Raw genomic sequence first — 14,722 nt, forward strand, 5'->3', positions numbered from 1 at the left:
GGGGCTCGTGAGACCCGGGGAGCGGGCGCTGCCGGCGGCGTTGTGGCAGGAGGGGACGGGACCCGGAGGTCGCAGCGTGGACCGGCGGGGACATGCGGGGGCGGTGCGTGATGCACTGGTGGGGGCTGGCATGGCGGCGCTCTTCCTGGCGATGGTCCCGGGTCCGGCAACTGCCCGGGAATGGCTTGATTCTTGGGCCCCGGCGGGGCGCCGCCCAAGGAACTAAGTCACGCCGCCTCGTTGCTGCCGCAGCTCACCAGGTCGAAGTCGTGGCCGCTGAAGACCACCTTGTCCAGACGGTAGCGGCGGGACTGGCCCTGTTCCAGCTCCACCGGGCGGTTCTTCAGGTACCAGCCCCGGGGCAGCACCAGGTCGGGCAGGGCGCCCGGATCGGCACCGACGGGCTGGATGATGAAGCCGCCGACGCTGGCCTGGAGCGGCAGGTTGGCGCCCAGGGCCGTCACCGCCACCCCCAGGGCCAGGCCCGGCAGGCGCTTGGCCTTGGCCACGACGCCGCCGCTGCCGGTCTGCATCAGGCTGCTGAGGCGGGTCAGCACCAGCTGCCCGTCCTCCCCGGCAATGGCCGCCAGCTGGCCCACTGCGACCCGGGCGCCGCCTTCGGGGCGGTACAGGCGGAAGGCGTGGGCGCTTTGCTCCAGCAGGGTCCAGGTTTCGCCGCTGTAGCGCTGGCTGGCTTCTTCCCTGACGCTGCTGGCGTCGTCCCGGGCGGTGCCGAACACGGCCAGCCGCTCCGCGTCCTGGCGGGAATACTGGTAGGCGGCGGCCGCCGCCTTGGGTCGGTGCATCTCGCGGCCGGTGAGGCGGTAGTGGATGGCCTCGTAGCCGAGCACCACCTCCGCCGTGCCGATGGGCTGGCGCAGGTCGAAGGCCCGGGCGATGGCTTCCTGGGACCAGGGGTACTTGAGGTGGGCCAGCAGGCGCTGGGCGTCGCCGGGGCTTACCTCGTCGCCCAGCTGCAGGTCCGCCGGCGACACCGCCTCGGCCAGGCGCCGCCGCAGCTTGCGCATGTGGCTGGCCAGGTCGGCGGTGACGAGTCGGCGCACCTGGGGGCCGAGGATGGCGGAGGGCAGGGGCTTGGCCACCGGCCGGTCGCTTTCCAGGTCGATGACGAAGGGGGCCGGCTCGCCGGCGTCGATGCTGGCGATCTGCACCAGCTGGGCCAGGGCCCGGGACCAGCGCCACACCACCGGAATGTCGCGGGAACGCAGGGAATAGGGCTTGGAGAGGTCGAACAGCAGCACCGCCGCGTAGCTGCGGGCGCAACTGAGGCTGCGCCCCTTGGGGTCCTGGAACACCAGGTCGGCCACCTGGCGCCGTTCGCTCTCGGCGTAGATGGCGTGGAAGGACTGCCAGAGGCCGTCGGGAATCTGGAAGCGGGCCTCCAGGTGTTCGGCCAGGGCCATGCCGCGGCAGAACAGGGCCCGTTCCAGGACCGCCGCCGTGTCGGCGTCGCTGCCGGCCGGGGGCTCGGCGGCCAGCCAGGCGTCGGCGGCGTCCTGCCACAGCTGCACGGTGCGCTGGAACAGGGCCAGTTCCTGGCCCGCGTAGGGCAGGGGGCGGGACAGGTAGCGGCGGGTGGCTTCGTCCTGGACGAAGGCCAGGGCCTTTTCCGCCTGGGCCAGGACGGGAGCCTGCTCCAGGGGCGGCAGGGGATGCCGGGCCAGGGTGGTGAAGAAGCGGGTCAGGGCTTCATGGGTGCGCACCGGATCGGCCATGGGCAGGCGGCCGAGGAAGGCGGCAGCATCGGCACCGCTGCGCAATTCCAGGGGCTGGGCGGCGGTGAGGGTAGCGGGTTTCATCATGACGCACCTCCGGAGGTGACGTAGCTTTTTTGTTCTTTAAGCTTAGATGAGAATTCAGCCGGAAACGGGGGCGAGGCCGGTCTTATGGGCAGCCATTGTGCCTGCCGGGCCCCGAAACGCCAAGGCGCCACCGTATAATCGGAATCCCTGCTCCCCATCCCCGGCTCACCCATTCCATGAATGACCGTCAACTGGCCAGCCTCTGGCAGCAACGTCTTTCCACCCGCCGCTTCAAGGTCAAGGCCGGCGAGATCATCGAGGCCCGGGCATCCACGGCGGCGGAAGGGGCGGCGGGGCTGCGCACCGAATATCACATCGACCACGACCGGGTGGTCTTCTCCACCGCCTTCCGGCGCCTGGGGCGCAAGACCCAGGTCCATCCCCTGGCCACCCACGACCACACCCACAACCGCCTCACCCACAGCGTCGAAGTGGCCTGCGTCGGCCGCAGCCTGGGCAACCGGGTGGGGGCCATGATGGCCGAGCAGGGCTATCTGCCGGAGGGCATCACCCCCTTCGACCTGGGCATGGTGGTGCAGGTGGCCTGCCTGGCCCACGACATCGGCAATCCCCCCTTCGGCCACACCGGCGAGGATGCCCTGCGGGCCTGGTTCCGCGATGCCCGCAACGCTTCCTTCCTGACCGGCCTGTCCGAGGCCGAGCGCCTCGATGTGCAGACCTTCGAGGGCAACGCCCACGGCTTTCGCATGGTCTCCCGCCTGGAGATGTACGCCAACGAAGGCGGCATGCGCCTCACCGCCGCCGCCCTGGGGGCCATGATCAAGTATCCGTGGACCGTGGCCGCCAGCCCCAAGCCGGGCAAGTTCAATTTCTACCAGTCCGAACTGGCCTATTTCGAGGCCGTGGCCGAGGCCCTGGGACTGCCCCGGAGCGGCGACCGCTGGGGGCGCCATCCCCTGTCCTACCTGATGGAGGCGGCGGACGACGTCTGCTACGCCATCCTGGACCTGGAGGATGCGGTGGAAATGGGCATCCTGGAGGTGGAGGAGTTCGAGCGCCTGATCAATCCCCTGGCCGCCGCCGAGAGCGGCCGGGTGTGGGAGAGCCCCGGCGCCCGCCAGCGCTGCGCCATGCTGCGCGGCGTCGCCGTGGGGCGTTGCGTCAATGCCATCAGCGAAGCCTTCATCAAGAACCTGCGCTCCCTCACCGACGGCACCTTCAGCGAAAGCACCGGCGCCAAGGACCTGCTGGCGGCCTGTCCGGAGGATGTGGACCGGGTCCTCTCCGAGGCCAAGGACCTGGCCCGGCGCCGGGTCTACCGCCACAAGAGCAAGGTCATGACCGAACTGGCGGCCTATCCCTGCCTGGCTTCCATCCTGGATGTGCTGGTGCCGGCGGTGCATGCCCAGGTGACGGGCAGCGGCGAGGTGGACAACCGGCAGAAGACGGCCCTCTCCCTGCTGGAGGTGCCGGTGCGGCGCGAGGCCGGGCTTTACGCCGCCTACATGGAAGTGCTGGATTACGTCGGCGCCATGACCGACAACGCGGCGGCGACCCTGGCCCGGGAAATTTCCGGCGTGGGGATTATCTGAGGGCGTTGCGGCGCAGCCGGCGGCGGTCCAGCCACCAGGCGTAGAAGGGCAGGATCAGGGCTGAGCCCGGCAGCAGCAGGAACAGCAGGTAGGGCGAGAGGCGGGAGAGGCGCCGCAGGTGGCGCAGCAGTTCGGCCTTTTCCTCGGTGGTCCAGTGGCCGCCATTGCGGGTCTTCATCAGCAGGGGCATCAGTCCCCGCATCTGCAGCACTTCCGTGATGACCTGGCGCGACTGCCGCTTCTGGGCGGCGAGAATCTGCCGCAGCAGCGTTTCTTCAGGGACAGGGGCAGGGTCGGCGGCGGCGGTGGCCGCCGTGTTCTCGGGCGGGGCCATGGCTCAGCCCCGGCTGCGTTGGCTGAGGTCGTTCAGGCGCTGCCGCAGGGCAACGTAGGTCTTCCAGCCGAAATAGCCGCGCCGCAGCCAGCGGAAGACCCGCTTCGGCCGCAGGATGAAGCTGAAGGCCAGGCCGGCGCCCACGGTTCCCGGATGTTCCCTGAGCCAGCGCAGTCCCTGGGCCCCCGTGTCGGCGGCTCCCAGGGTGGTGGCCAGGGGCCAGCTGTCCCGGGCCAGGGCTTCGCGCTGGGCCTGGATCTTGGCGGAGAGGCGGCCCCGCTTGTGGGCCAGCTCGAGCAGGCGCTCGTTCATGGCCGGGGCTGTTCCCCGTCGGCCTCGGCCTGGGCGGCGCGCAGGGCTTCCAGATCGGCCTGCAGCTCACTGATGCTGCTGGCGAAGAGGCCGGAGCGGCGGCGGGAGAGGCGCAGGGCCGTGGCGGTGAGGGCCAGGCCGCCACCGATGAAGATCAGGGAGAAAACGGCAAAGATGACGATGCGGCTTTCCCAGAAGGCGGCAGCCACCAGGGCCACCAGCAGCACCATGCCGATGCACAGGAAGACCAGGGCGGCGACGCTGAACACCAGCAGCTGGGTGAGACGGATCTTTTCCTCTTCCAGCTCGGCACCGAGCAGTTCCAGGCGCGTCTTGCCCGTCGCCACCAGGGTGGCGAGCAGACGTTTCAGGGAAGCAAAGAAGCCCGCGCTTTGATCGGCCATGGGTTTACCGGAGTGGAAGTGGAACGGGATGGAACGGAAAAACAAACCCGGAAGGCGCGCCACGCGTGCCGGAGCACGCGCCGTCCTTCCGGGAGGCGTTACGGCTGCGGCTTAGCGGCGGCCGATGATGACGCCGAGCAGCAGGCCCACGCCGGCGGCGATGCCGACGGCCTTCCAGGGGTTTTCATGGACGAAGTCGTCGGTGGCGCGGGCGGCGGCCTTGGTCTTGTCCACCAGGGCGGCTTCGGCGTCGGCCAGGCGGATCTTGGCGTCCCGCAGGCGGTCCTGGATTTTCTCGCGCAGTTCGGAAACCTTTTCGCCGGCGGAGCTGGCGGTGGCGCGCAGCAGTTCTTCGGCGTCGGCAACCACCACCTTCAGGTCGGTGACCAGCTTTTCCTTGGAGACGGCGGACAGATCGGTATTGGCATTCATGGCGATTCCTCTTCTCGGAGTATGTTGCGGAAATCTTGCAGCGGGGCTCACAGCAGGGCCGTCAGTGCGAGTTGACCAGAGTAACGGGAGTCCGCCCCAAAATCAACGCGCCCATGCAGGCGGCAAATGACAGGGGCCTAGGCGGGGGCGAAGTCGTAGTCCACGATCAGGGGAGCGTGGTCGGAGAAGCGCTGCTCCTTGTAGACAAAGGCCTCCCGGGCGGTGGCGGCGATGCCGGGGGTGGCAATATGGTAATCGATGCGCCAGCCCACGTTCTTGGCCCGGGCCTGGCCCCGGTTGGACCACCAGGTGTAGGCCTCGCCGGTGGCTTCCGGATGCAGGCGGCGGTACACGTCGACCCAGCCCTTGTGCTCGAACAGGTCGCCGATCCAGGCCCGCTCTTCGGGCAGGAAGCCGGAATTCTTCAGGTTGCCCTTCCAGTTCTTCAGGTCGATTTCCCGGTGGGCGATGTTCCAGTCGCCGCACAGCACCACTTCCCGGCCTTCGGCCTGGAGCGCGGCGAGCACGGGCGCGAATTCGTCCATGAACTGGAACTTCGCTTCCTGCCGCTCCGGCGAGCTGGAGCCGGAGGGCACATACACGGAAATGACCGAGAGATTGCCGAAATCGGCGCGGATGTAGCGGCCTTCGGCGTCGAAGCCGGCATGGCCGATGCCTTCGCTGACCCGGTCCGGCTGCTGCCGGCACCACAGGCCGACGCCGCTGTAACCCTTTTTTTCGGCATAGTGGAAATAGCCGGTGAAGCCGGGCGGATTGGACATTTCCGGGGTCAGGTCCGGGGCCTGGGCCTTCAGTTCCTGCAGGCAGACGATGTCGGCGTCCTGGGCGGCCAGCCATTCGGCCAGGCCCTTGTTGAAGGCGGAGCGGATGCCGTTGAGATTGAGGGAGATGATGCGTAACATTGCCTTGTTGCGCCGCGCCAGGCGGCGATCGGAATAATTAGGAAACAGGATCGTTATGGATTTTCGTCAGGAGTTCATCGAGTTCGCCGTGGCCCGCCAGGTGCTGCGTTTCGGCGAGTTCAAGACCAAGGCCGGGCGGCTTTCGCCCTATTTCTTCAACTCCGGCCTGTTCAACGACGGGGACTCTCTCCTGCGGCTGTCCCAATTCTACGCGAAAGCCATCGCCGCCTCCGGCCTTGAGTTCGACCTGCTCTTCGGCCCGGCCTACAAGGGCATTCCCCTGGTGGCCGCGGTGGCCGTGGCCCTCGCCGGCCAGGGCCGCAATCTGCCCTATTCCTTCAACCGCAAGGAAGCCAAGGACCACGGCGAAGGCGGCACCATCGTCGGCGCCCCCCTGCAGGGTCGGGTGCTGATCGTGGACGACGTGATTTCCGCCGGCACTTCCGTGCGCGAATCGGTGGAACTGATCCGTGCCGCCGGGGCCACCCCGGCGGGCGTCGTCATCGCCCTGGACCGCATGGAGCGGGGCACCGGCGAACTTTCCGCAGTGCAGGAAGTGGAGCGGGACTACGGCATTCCGGTGGTGGCCGTGGCCACGCTGGAAGATTTGATGACCTTCCTGGCCAGCCATGGTGAGCTGGCCGCGCATCAGGCGGCGGTTGCCGCCTACAGGAGCCAATATGGGGTATCCCGCGTCTAAGCTGCTTTCCCTGGTCCTGGCCGGGGGCGTGGCGCTGCCGGCTTGGGCGGCCCCCCCCAGGTCCGGCGAAGACCCGAATCGCCTGGTCAAGCTTTATTGCTGCGAGGTGGACGGCCAGAAGACCTGCGGCGACACCCTGCCGCCCCAGTGCCAGAAGCGCGCCTACAAGGAACTCAATTCCCTGGGCGTGGCCCGGGAAGTGGGGCCTCCCCTGACGCCGGAACAGCAGGCGCAGAAGGTCAGGGACGAGCAGCGGCGCAAGGAGGAAGAGGCCGCCCAGAAGGAACAGGCGCGCAAGGATACGGCCCTGCTCAACACCTATAGCAGCGAGAAGGACATCGACCTGATCCGGAGCCGCAATGAGCAGGAAATGCAGGGCCAGATCAAGCAGTCCGAAAACAAGGTGGCCGATGCCCAGAAACACCTGAAGCGGCTGCAGGACGAAATGGAGTTCTACAAGCACCGCCCGGCGCCCTCCGAACTGGGCAAGAACATCCGGGATGCGGAATACGACCTGCGTCTGCAAAAGGAGCTGCTGGAGCGCAAGAATCAGGAGTTGCAGCAGATCCGCAGCAAGTACGACCAGGACAAGCGCCGCTACATCGAACTGACCCGGGCCCGGGCCGCCAATCCTGCCGGCCTGCATCCCGCCCTGGTACACCCCGCACCGCCACCGGCTGTTGAACGCCCCCGCTGAGACTTCCGGCCCGACTGGGGCCGGGCTGACGCCCCGGGGGGCTTTCCTCCTGGGATTACGGGCGCTGCTGCCCCTGCTGGTGGGGGTGGCGCCCTTTGGCGTCATCTATGGCGTGGTGGCGCTGCAGTCGGGCATCCCGCCCCTGGCGGCGGTACTCATGTCTTCCGTGGTCTTCGCCGGTTCGGCCCAGTTCCTCCTGGCCCAGCTGATCGGCGTGGGCGCTCCCCTTCTGCTCATGGTCGGCGCCGCCGCGGTGCTCAACCTGCGCCATGCCCTGTACAGCGCCTCGGTGGCGCCCCTGCTGGGACATCTGCCCTGGCGCTGGAAGCTGGCCCTGGCCTATCTGCTGACCGACGAGGCCTACGCCGCCGCCATTCCCTACCTGCTCGACCCGGCCCACAAGGCGATGCGCCACTGGCTGCTGCTGGGCAGCGGCCTGGCCCTGTGGAGCAGCTGGCAGCTGGCCACCCTGGCCGGGGTGCTGCTGGGGCGGGGGCTGCCGGCGGATCTGCCCCTGGACTTCGCCCTGCCCCTGACCTTCATCGCCATCGTGGTGCCCCTCATCAACAGCCGCAGCCGGCTGGCGGCGGCCCTGGTGGCGGCGGCCGTGGCCGTGGTTGCCGCGGCGCTGCCCTACAAGCTGGGCCTGTTCTGCGCCGCCCTGGCCGGTCTGGTGGCCGGCGTCCTGCTCCTGCCCCGGCGGGGCATAGGGGAGCCGCGGCCATGAACGGCGAACTGTGGCTGTTGTTCGGGGCGGCGGGGCTGCTGACCTTCCTCATCCGCCTCTCCTTCATTGCCGCCGAGGGGCGTTACCGGGCGCCCGCCTGGTTCGTTGCCGCCCTGCCGTTCGTGCCCATCGCCGCCCTTAGCGCCCTGGTGGCGCCGGAACTGTTCCTGGCGGCCGGGGAATTGCGCCTGGGGCCCCGCTTCTGGGCCGGCCTGGTGGCCATCGCGGTGGCGGCCTGGCAGCGCAATACCCTGCTCACCATCGGCAGCGGCTTCCTGGCCCTGTGGCTGTTCTCCTGAGCCCTCAGGGCAGGACGAAGGTGCTGCGTTCCTCCCGCCGGGTACGCGGATCGTCCACGGCGACAATGTGGAAGCGGATGGGCTGGATGCCTTGCCGCTCCGCCGGCCCCGGGACGGCCACGGTGACATGGACCGGGGCCGTGGCGCCGGCGGGGGCAGCGAAGCGCTGCGCTCCCTGAATCCGGATGCCCGGCAGGCCTTCCGCCCGCACTTCGAATTCTCGCTCCTGCTCCGCCAGGTTCATCAGCTTCAGGGTGTAGGCGTTCTCGAAGTCGCCCTCCGCCGTTTCCCGCACCAGGGAGCCCCGGTCCCGCAGCACGTCCACCAGCAGCAGGGAGCGCTCGGACAGGGTCCAGGCGCCGAGCAGGGTGAAGCAGCCCAGCACCGTGGCGTAGACGGCCAGGCGGGGCCGCTTCCAGTGGCGGGAACTCTGCCGGCCGCTGGCCAGTTCGGTTTCCGAGGCGAAGCGGATCAGGCCCCGGGGGCTGCCCACCTTGTCCATGACCGTATCGCAGGCGTCGATGCACAGGCCGCAGTTGATGCACTGGTACTGCAGACCGTCCCGGATGTCGATGCCGGTGGGACAGACCTGGACGCAGATGCCGCAGTCGATGCAGTCGCCCAGGCCGCTCTGCCGCCTGGCGCCGCGGGGCTCGCCCCGGGCCGCGTCATAGGCCACGTTGCGGGTTTCCGGATCGAACATGACACCCTGGAAGCGGGAATAGGGGCACATGTGCTGGCACACCATCTCCCGGGTGAAGCCGGCCTGCACATAGGTGAACAGGGTGTAGAAGATCAGCCAGAAGGCTTCCCAGGGGCCCAGGGTGAAGGCGGCCAGGTGGGGCAGCAGCTGCCGGATGGGGGTGAAGTAGCCGACGAAGGTGATGCCGGTCCACAGGGCGATGGCCAGCCACAGGCCGTGCTTGGCGCCCTTGCGCAGCAGCTTGTCAGCGTCCAGGGGCCGCTCGGCCAGCTTCAGGCGGGCCAGGTGGTCCCCTTCCACCTTGGCCTCCACCCACATGAAGATGCTGGTGTACACCGTCTGGGGACAGGCGAAGCCGCAGAAGAGGCGGCCGGCCACGGCGGTGACGAGGAACAGGCCGGTGGCCGAGAGGATCAGCACCAGGGCCAGCAGCAGGGCATCCTGGGGCCACAGCACCAGGCCGAAGAGGTACAGCTTCTCGTGCACGATGTCGAACAGCAGGGCCTGGCGGCCGTCCCACTCCAGCCAGCAGGCGCCGTAGAAGACGATCTGGGTGGCCCACACCATGAGCCAGCGCAGACTGTTGAAGCGGCCGCTGACGGCCCGGGGGTGGATCTGGCGCTTGTTGCGGTACAGGGCGATGCGGGCGCTCTGTACCTTGTTGACGGTCTTGTGGCTCATGCTCGGTCTTTCGCTGGCAATGGGAATAGGGGGATTTCCGTTGCTGCGAGTAGAACACCGGCCAGGATTTGGACACAGATTCAGTAAGTCGTGTTTTCGATAGGAACAGATTGCCGGCCGACCTTCATCCAGGGCACTCCCAGACCTGTACATGGCCTTGATTCCCATCAAATTATTGCCCCGATCCGAAGTGCCAGACTGGGAGTCCCGGCTGTTCCCATGGAAAAGCTCACCGGCTGTACCCGCCGCCGGGCGGCGGGAGGGGGAACAATGGGGCCCATGTCCGGACAGTCCGGACCGTGGGGTCATGAGGAGAAGCAGGATGGAGGCGGTCATCAAGCCGGAAATCGACATCGGCGGCCTGGGGCAGTCCGGGCCGGGGCATAGCCTTGCCCAGGGCAGGGGCTGGATTCCCGGCAACAAGGGCATCTGGGTCGGCATCACCTGCGAATTCGTCGAGTTCGCCCTGATGTTCGCCGTCTATTTCATCGCCCGGGCCCATTACCCCGAGGCCTTTGCCAACGGTTCGGAACTGCTCAACAAGACGGCGGGCACCACCATCACCGTGCTCATGGTCACCAGCAGCTTCTTCGTCGCCTGCGCCGTGGCGGCCCTGCGCGCCGGCCGGCCCCGGCGGCAGGCGGTGCTGTGGCTGGTGGCGGCCCTGGTGGTGGCCCTCGGCTACCCGGTGGTGAAGGTCTACGAGATCACCGGCAACCTGGCCCAGGGCATCGACGGCAGCGCCGGCATTTTCTACACGGTCTATTACTACCTGACCTTCAACCATCTGGTGCACGCCTCCTGGGGCATCCTGGGCATGCTCTGGGTGCTGGTGCGGCTGGTCCTGGGCGGCTATTCCCGGGAGGACCACAGCGGCCTGGAGGCCCTGGCCAGTTACTGGCACGCCACGGACATCATCTGGCTGATCCTCTATCCCCTGTTCTACGTCCTGGCCTGAAGGAGACCGACGCCATGCATCCGTCCTCCCCATCTTCCCTGCTGCCCCCCGGCGCGCCGGTTCTGCCCTGGCTGGCCCTGGTGGTCCTGACCTTCCTCAGCCTGTTCCTGGGGGAATGGTTCCACGGGGCGGCCTGGCTGCCCCTGCTGGTGGCCGCCATCTTGTGGGGCAAGGGCACCCTGGTGGCCCGCCACTTCATCGAATCCCACCGGGCCCACCCCTTCATCGCCTGGCTGTTGCGGGCCTTCATCCTGCTGACGCCCCTGCTGCTGTTGCTCACCGCCTTTTTCGGCCGGCCGGTGGCCCGCTTTTTCTCCCTGTAATCGCGTACTCCCGCCAGCCCCGGTCCGCCTGTCCCAGGCACCGGGGCTTTTTTGTCGTCCGGGGCAACTGTTCCTAGCGAATTAGCGAAGTTCTGACGCTGTTATTGCCGACAGGGGAATGGTCTACTCGGCTCCCATACAGTTCTTGGAGCCGGTGATGAAAGTCGTTGCCCTGTTGGTTCAGCCCAGCGGTGTGGAGTGGGATATGGCGGACATGGCGGAAATGGCAGCCCGCCTGCCGGGCCTGATTCCCCTGCAGTCCGTTGCCCCGGGGCAAGTCCCGGATGCCCTGTCCCTCAGCTGGGCCCCATTGCCGGCCGCTGCTCCGGGGGGGCCGGGCAAGAGCCTGAGGGAGCTGGAGCGGGAGTTCCTGGAGCGGGTCCTGGCGGAATACAAGGGCAACAAGAGCGCGGCGGCCAAGTCCCTGAAGATGCACCGCCGCACCCTGCAGCGCAAACTGGCCCGCGGCTCCTAGTCACGAATTGGAGGCGAGCCGATGCGCAACCTGCTGCCAGGTCTGATTGCCAACACGGAGCAGGGACTGGCCGACCGTCATGTCTGCCTGCGGCGCTACGGTCCCGGCCGCCTGGTGCTGGAAGGCTACGACCGGCCGGGCCTGTTCTACATCCAGCATGGCCGCATGGAGCTGCTGATCACCACGGCGGACGGCAACGAGCGCTGCATGCGCATCCTCGCCGAATCCGACCTGTTCGGCCTGGAATGCCTCCATGCCGGGGCCACAGTGCCGGGCTACCAGGTGCGGGCCATCACCTATTCCTCCGTGGTCCACGTGGATGTGGAACTGCTGGACCTGTGGCTGGCCACCGTGCCCGAGTTCCGGCACCGGCTGGCGGCCCGCATCGCCGCCGACATCGCCCGCCTGGAACAGGAGCGGGAAAAGACCGTGGCCTTCTCCGTGGCCGAGCGGCTGGTCTGCTACCTGCGTTGCGGCGAGACCTGCGCCCATTTGTCGCCGGCACCGCCGGAGCCGGCGGGCCCCCTGCCCATGGCCATCCTGGCGCGACGCATCGGCTGCAGCCCGGCCTATCTTTCCCGGGCCGTGCGCAAGCTGGCCCAGCAGGGCGTGGTGCAGCGGGTCAATCACCTGCCCCGCATCGACCGCATGGAAAACTTCTCGCCCTGTCCCTGCAGCGTCGTGCCGGAAGGCGGCGAGCTGCGCCATGCCCTGCGTCGCTCGGCCTGAAGTGCCCCGCGGTCGGCTACGGTTTTGATATCGGTGCCGATCTGTAGCTATCGGAAATCCGGTGTTCTGCCCCCGTTCCCCGGAGAGTCCCGGTGGTTTACTGACGCGGCAGTCATGGCAGCCCGTTTGCTGCCGTGGCGTCCGCCTCCGTCAGGGAGGCGGGTCCATATTTCAAAAGGGGAGCGTTCAATGAAACCTCAAAAACCCATTGCGGCCTTTCTCGCCGCAGCCCTGGGCATCGGCGCCCTGTGGGCCGGCTCTGCCGCCGGGGCCGAGTCCTTGCAGGACGTGATGAAGCGCCGCAACCTGTCCCAGCAGGACCTGCTGGCGGCGGCCAAGACCTATGTGCCGACGGGCAAGCGCGACGAGTTCGTCGCCTTCTCCTCCGGCGGCCAGTCCGGCCAGGTGATCGTGTATGGCATTCCCTCCATGCGCATCCTCAAGTACATCGGCGTGTTCACCCCCGAGCCCTGGCAGGGCTACGGCTACGACGAGGAATCCAAGGCGGTGCTGGCCCAGGGCAGGATCGACGGTCGCGACATCACCTGGGGCGACACCCACCACCCGGCCATGTCCGAGACCCAGGGCAAGTACGACGGCCAGTTCCTCTTCATCAACGACAAGGCCAATCCGCGCCTGGCGGTGATCGACCTGCGGGACTTCGAGACCAAGCAGATCGTCGCCAACCCCATTTTCCGTTCCGAGCACGGCGGCGCCTTCGTCACCCCCAATACCGAGTACATCATCGAGGCGGCCCAGTACGCGGCCCCCCTGGACAACAAGAAGTTCGTGCCCCTGGAAGAGTTCAACGAGAAGTACCGGGGCGGCGTCACCTACTGGAAGTTCGACCGCAAGGAAGGCCGCATCCAGACCAAGGATTCCTTCTCCGTCGAACTGCCGCCCTACAGCCAGGATCTCTCCGACGCCGGCAAGGGGCCGTCCGACGGCTGGTCCTTCACCAACTCCTTCTGTTCCGAGCGCTACGTCGGCGGCATCGAGAAGGGCCGCCCGCCCTATGAAGCCGGCTGTTCCGCCAAGGACACCGACTACATGCACGTGGTGAACTGGAAGAAGGCCGCCGAACTGGTGGCCAAGGGCATGGCCAAGAAGATCAACGGCCACAACGTGCTCTCCATCGAGACGGCGGTGAAGGAAGGCATCCTCTTCCTCATTCCCGAACCCAAGTCGCCCCACGGCGTCATGGTTTCGCCGGATGGCAAATTCATCACCGTCTCCGGCAAGCTGGACACCCACGTCATCGTCTATTCCTGGGAGAAGATCCAGGCCGCCATCAAGGCCGGCAACTTCGAGGCCAAGGATGCCTACGGCATCCCGGTGCTGGGCATGAAAGAGACCTTGCACAAGACCGTGCAGGTGGGCCTGGGCCCGTTGCATACCCAGTACGACTCCAAGTCGTGCGTCGCCTATACCTCCCTCTATGTGGACAGCCAGATCGCCAAGTGGGACTACTGCGAGGGCCGGGTGCTGGACAAGATCGCGGTGCATTACAACGTGGGCCACCTGATGACCATGGAAGGCGATTCCATGGACCCCAAGGGCCGCTATCTGGTGGCCATGAACAAGCTCTCCATCGACCGCTTCACCCCGGTGGGCCCCCTGCATCCGCAGAATCACCAGCTGATCGACATCAGCAACGACAAGATGCAGCTCCTGTACGACATGCCCATCCCCCTGGGTGAGCCCCACTACGTCGTCGCCATCGATGCCGCCAAGCTGAAGCCCGGCGTGCGCTACAAGGTGGGCACCAACAGCCGCACCGATGCGCCCAGTGCCGGTGCCGTGCGGGCCGGTGAAGAGAAGACGGTGAGAAAGGGCAACAAGATCGAGGTCTTCGGCACCCTGATCCGCTCCCACATCACCCCGGAAACCATCGAGGCCGAGGTGGGCGACGAAATCACCATCCACCTGACCAACCTGGAACGGGCCCAGGACGAGACCCACGGCTTCACCGTCTCCACCTACAACGTCCACGCTTCCGTCGAGCCGGGCAAGACCGTCACGGTGAAACTGAAGGCCGACAAGGAAGGCGTCTATCCCTACTACTGCACCGAGTTCTGCTCCGCGCTGCACCTGGAAATGCAGGGCTACCTCCTGGTCAAGCCGAAGGGCTGGAAGGCGACCAAGACCGCTGGTGCCGAGAAGGCGATCTACAGCGAAGACGACTACAAGAAGCAGCTGAAGAAGGTGGCCGATACCCAGGCCGTCATCGATCAGGTGGTCGGCTACATCACCTCCGTGAATTACAAGGACTTCCCGGATGTGGTGAACATGATGGACGACGCCGTCGATCAACTGAACAAGATCAAGGACGCCAAGGCCAAGCATGAAGACGCCGCCAGGAAGAAGGACTGGAACCAGGCCACCCTGTGGGCCGAGCAAGTCTGGCAGTACCAGGTGAAGGCAGCTGACCTCGGCCTGCGCGCCAAGACCTATCTGGAACAGAACGGCGCCCGCAAAGGCAAGTAGGCGGCACCCGCCAAAGAGTTACACGGCAGCAGCACTGCGGGGAACGGCCTTCGGGTCGTTCCCCTTTTTTTTGAGGTGGGGCAGCGGCAGCTGCCCGTGCCGTCGCGACGAACGCCCCGTCTTGGACCCGGCAAGCGTCCTTTATGAGGATTCGGCGGGAGG

At 67.1% G+C, this 14,722-nt stretch carries 17 protein-coding genes; 10 read left to right on the forward strand and 7 right to left on the reverse strand.

The features are described 5' to 3' along the window. Positions 1–227: 227 nt before the first annotated feature. Positions 228–1,823 carry a cyclic-di-GMP receptor FimW-related protein gene (locus AC3QLZ_RS11270; protein WP_014235973.1) on the reverse strand — a complete coding sequence of 532 codons (1,596 nt, stop codon included), beginning with the start codon at positions 1,821–1,823 and terminating at the stop codon, positions 228–230. A 176-nt stretch (positions 1,824–1,999) separates the two neighbouring features. Here AC3QLZ_RS11270 and AC3QLZ_RS11275 point away from each other — a divergent pair, with 176 nt between their 5' ends. Next, the gene (locus tag AC3QLZ_RS11275; RefSeq protein ID WP_014235974.1) at positions 2,000–3,376 is read left to right on the forward strand and encodes a deoxyguanosinetriphosphate triphosphohydrolase; all 1,377 of its coding nucleotides are present in this window, start codon (positions 2,000–2,002) and stop codon (positions 3,374–3,376) included. Here the strand turns inward: AC3QLZ_RS11275 and AC3QLZ_RS11280 are convergent. The 5 genes from AC3QLZ_RS11280 to AC3QLZ_RS11300 all read right to left on the reverse strand — a co-directional run bounded on the left by AC3QLZ_RS11280 (position 3,369) and on the right by AC3QLZ_RS11300 (position 5,781). Further along, the gene (locus AC3QLZ_RS11280) at positions 3,369–3,710 is read right to left on the reverse strand and encodes a hypothetical protein (protein WP_014235975.1); all 342 of its coding nucleotides are present in this window, start codon (positions 3,708–3,710) and stop codon (positions 3,369–3,371) included. The two genes, AC3QLZ_RS11275 and AC3QLZ_RS11280, sit on opposite strands and share 8 nt — an antisense overlap. Before the next feature lie 3 nt (positions 3,711–3,713). Then, positions 3,714–4,022 (reverse strand): YqjK-like family protein, encoded by a 309-nt coding sequence (locus tag AC3QLZ_RS11285; protein ID WP_014235976.1) that lies wholly within the window; start codon positions 4,020–4,022, stop codon positions 3,714–3,716. After that, the gene (locus AC3QLZ_RS11290) at positions 4,019–4,426 is read right to left on the reverse strand and encodes a phage holin family protein (protein WP_014235977.1); all 408 of its coding nucleotides are present in this window, start codon (positions 4,424–4,426) and stop codon (positions 4,019–4,021) included. The genes AC3QLZ_RS11285 and AC3QLZ_RS11290 overlap by 4 nt, the downstream gene beginning before the upstream one ends. A gap of 111 nt (positions 4,427–4,537) precedes the next feature. Continuing rightward, complete coding sequence (locus AC3QLZ_RS11295; RefSeq protein ID WP_014235978.1) at positions 4,538–4,858, reverse strand: ElaB/YgaM/YqjD family protein; 321 nt, start codon at positions 4,856–4,858, stop codon at positions 4,538–4,540. Between the two features lie 137 nt (positions 4,859–4,995). Further along, positions 4,996–5,781 (reverse strand): exodeoxyribonuclease III, encoded by a 786-nt coding sequence (locus tag AC3QLZ_RS11300; RefSeq protein WP_014235979.1) that lies wholly within the window; start codon positions 5,779–5,781, stop codon positions 4,996–4,998. A 55-nt stretch (positions 5,782–5,836) separates the two neighbouring features. Between AC3QLZ_RS11300 and pyrE the strand changes: the two genes are divergently transcribed. From pyrE to AC3QLZ_RS11320, 4 genes are read left to right on the forward strand one after another with little or no spacing between them, the layout of a single operon-like run. Beyond that, the gene (gene pyrE / locus AC3QLZ_RS11305) at positions 5,837–6,481 is read left to right on the forward strand and encodes an orotate phosphoribosyltransferase (protein WP_014235980.1); all 645 of its coding nucleotides are present in this window, start codon (positions 5,837–5,839) and stop codon (positions 6,479–6,481) included. Next, positions 6,462–7,178 (forward strand): hypothetical protein, encoded by a 717-nt coding sequence (locus AC3QLZ_RS11310; RefSeq protein ID WP_014235981.1) that lies wholly within the window; start codon positions 6,462–6,464, stop codon positions 7,176–7,178. The genes pyrE and AC3QLZ_RS11310 overlap by 20 nt, the downstream gene beginning before the upstream one ends. Beyond that, positions 7,162–7,905: an AzlC family ABC transporter permease gene (locus AC3QLZ_RS11315; protein ID WP_014235982.1), complete on the forward strand. Its 744-nt coding sequence runs from the start codon at positions 7,162–7,164 to the stop codon at positions 7,903–7,905. Before AC3QLZ_RS11310 ends, AC3QLZ_RS11315 begins: the two co-directional genes overlap by 17 nt. Then, positions 7,902–8,204: an AzlD domain-containing protein gene (locus AC3QLZ_RS11320; RefSeq protein WP_014235983.1), complete on the forward strand. Its 303-nt coding sequence runs from the start codon at positions 7,902–7,904 to the stop codon at positions 8,202–8,204. Before AC3QLZ_RS11315 ends, AC3QLZ_RS11320 begins: the two co-directional genes overlap by 4 nt. Positions 8,205–8,208: 4 nt before the next feature. Here AC3QLZ_RS11320 and ccoG read toward each other — a convergent pair whose 3' ends face one another. Next, positions 8,209–9,588: a cytochrome c oxidase accessory protein CcoG gene (ccoG, locus tag AC3QLZ_RS11325; protein WP_014235984.1), complete on the reverse strand. Its 1,380-nt coding sequence runs from the start codon at positions 9,586–9,588 to the stop codon at positions 8,209–8,211. Positions 9,589–9,910: 322 nt separating this feature from the next. Here ccoG and AC3QLZ_RS11330 point away from each other — a divergent pair, with 322 nt between their 5' ends. The 5 genes from AC3QLZ_RS11330 (at position 9,911) to nosZ (ending at position 14,560) form a co-directional block, all read left to right on the forward strand. Beyond that, entirely contained in the window at positions 9,911–10,546 is a 636-nt protein-coding gene (locus tag AC3QLZ_RS11330; protein ID WP_014235985.1) for a cytochrome c oxidase subunit 3 family protein, read from the forward strand. Between the two features lie 14 nt (positions 10,547–10,560). Then, complete coding sequence (locus AC3QLZ_RS11335) at positions 10,561–10,869, forward strand: hypothetical protein (RefSeq protein ID WP_014235986.1); 309 nt, start codon at positions 10,561–10,563, stop codon at positions 10,867–10,869. Positions 10,870–11,026: 157 nt separating this feature from the next. Continuing rightward, positions 11,027–11,344, forward strand: coding sequence for a helix-turn-helix domain-containing protein (locus AC3QLZ_RS11340; RefSeq protein WP_014235987.1), 318 nt, complete (start codon positions 11,027–11,029; stop codon positions 11,342–11,344). 21 nt (positions 11,345–11,365) lie between these two features. Next, positions 11,366–12,073, forward strand: coding sequence for a Crp/Fnr family transcriptional regulator (locus AC3QLZ_RS11345; RefSeq protein ID WP_014235988.1), 708 nt, complete (start codon positions 11,366–11,368; stop codon positions 12,071–12,073). Positions 12,074–12,262: 189 nt separating this feature from the next. Beyond that, entirely contained in the window at positions 12,263–14,560 is a 2,298-nt protein-coding gene (gene nosZ / locus AC3QLZ_RS11350; RefSeq protein WP_014235989.1) for a Sec-dependent nitrous-oxide reductase, read from the forward strand. Positions 14,561–14,722 lie beyond the last annotated feature (162 nt).

The organism is Azospira sp. MPR-LB4 (assembly GCF_058809525.1).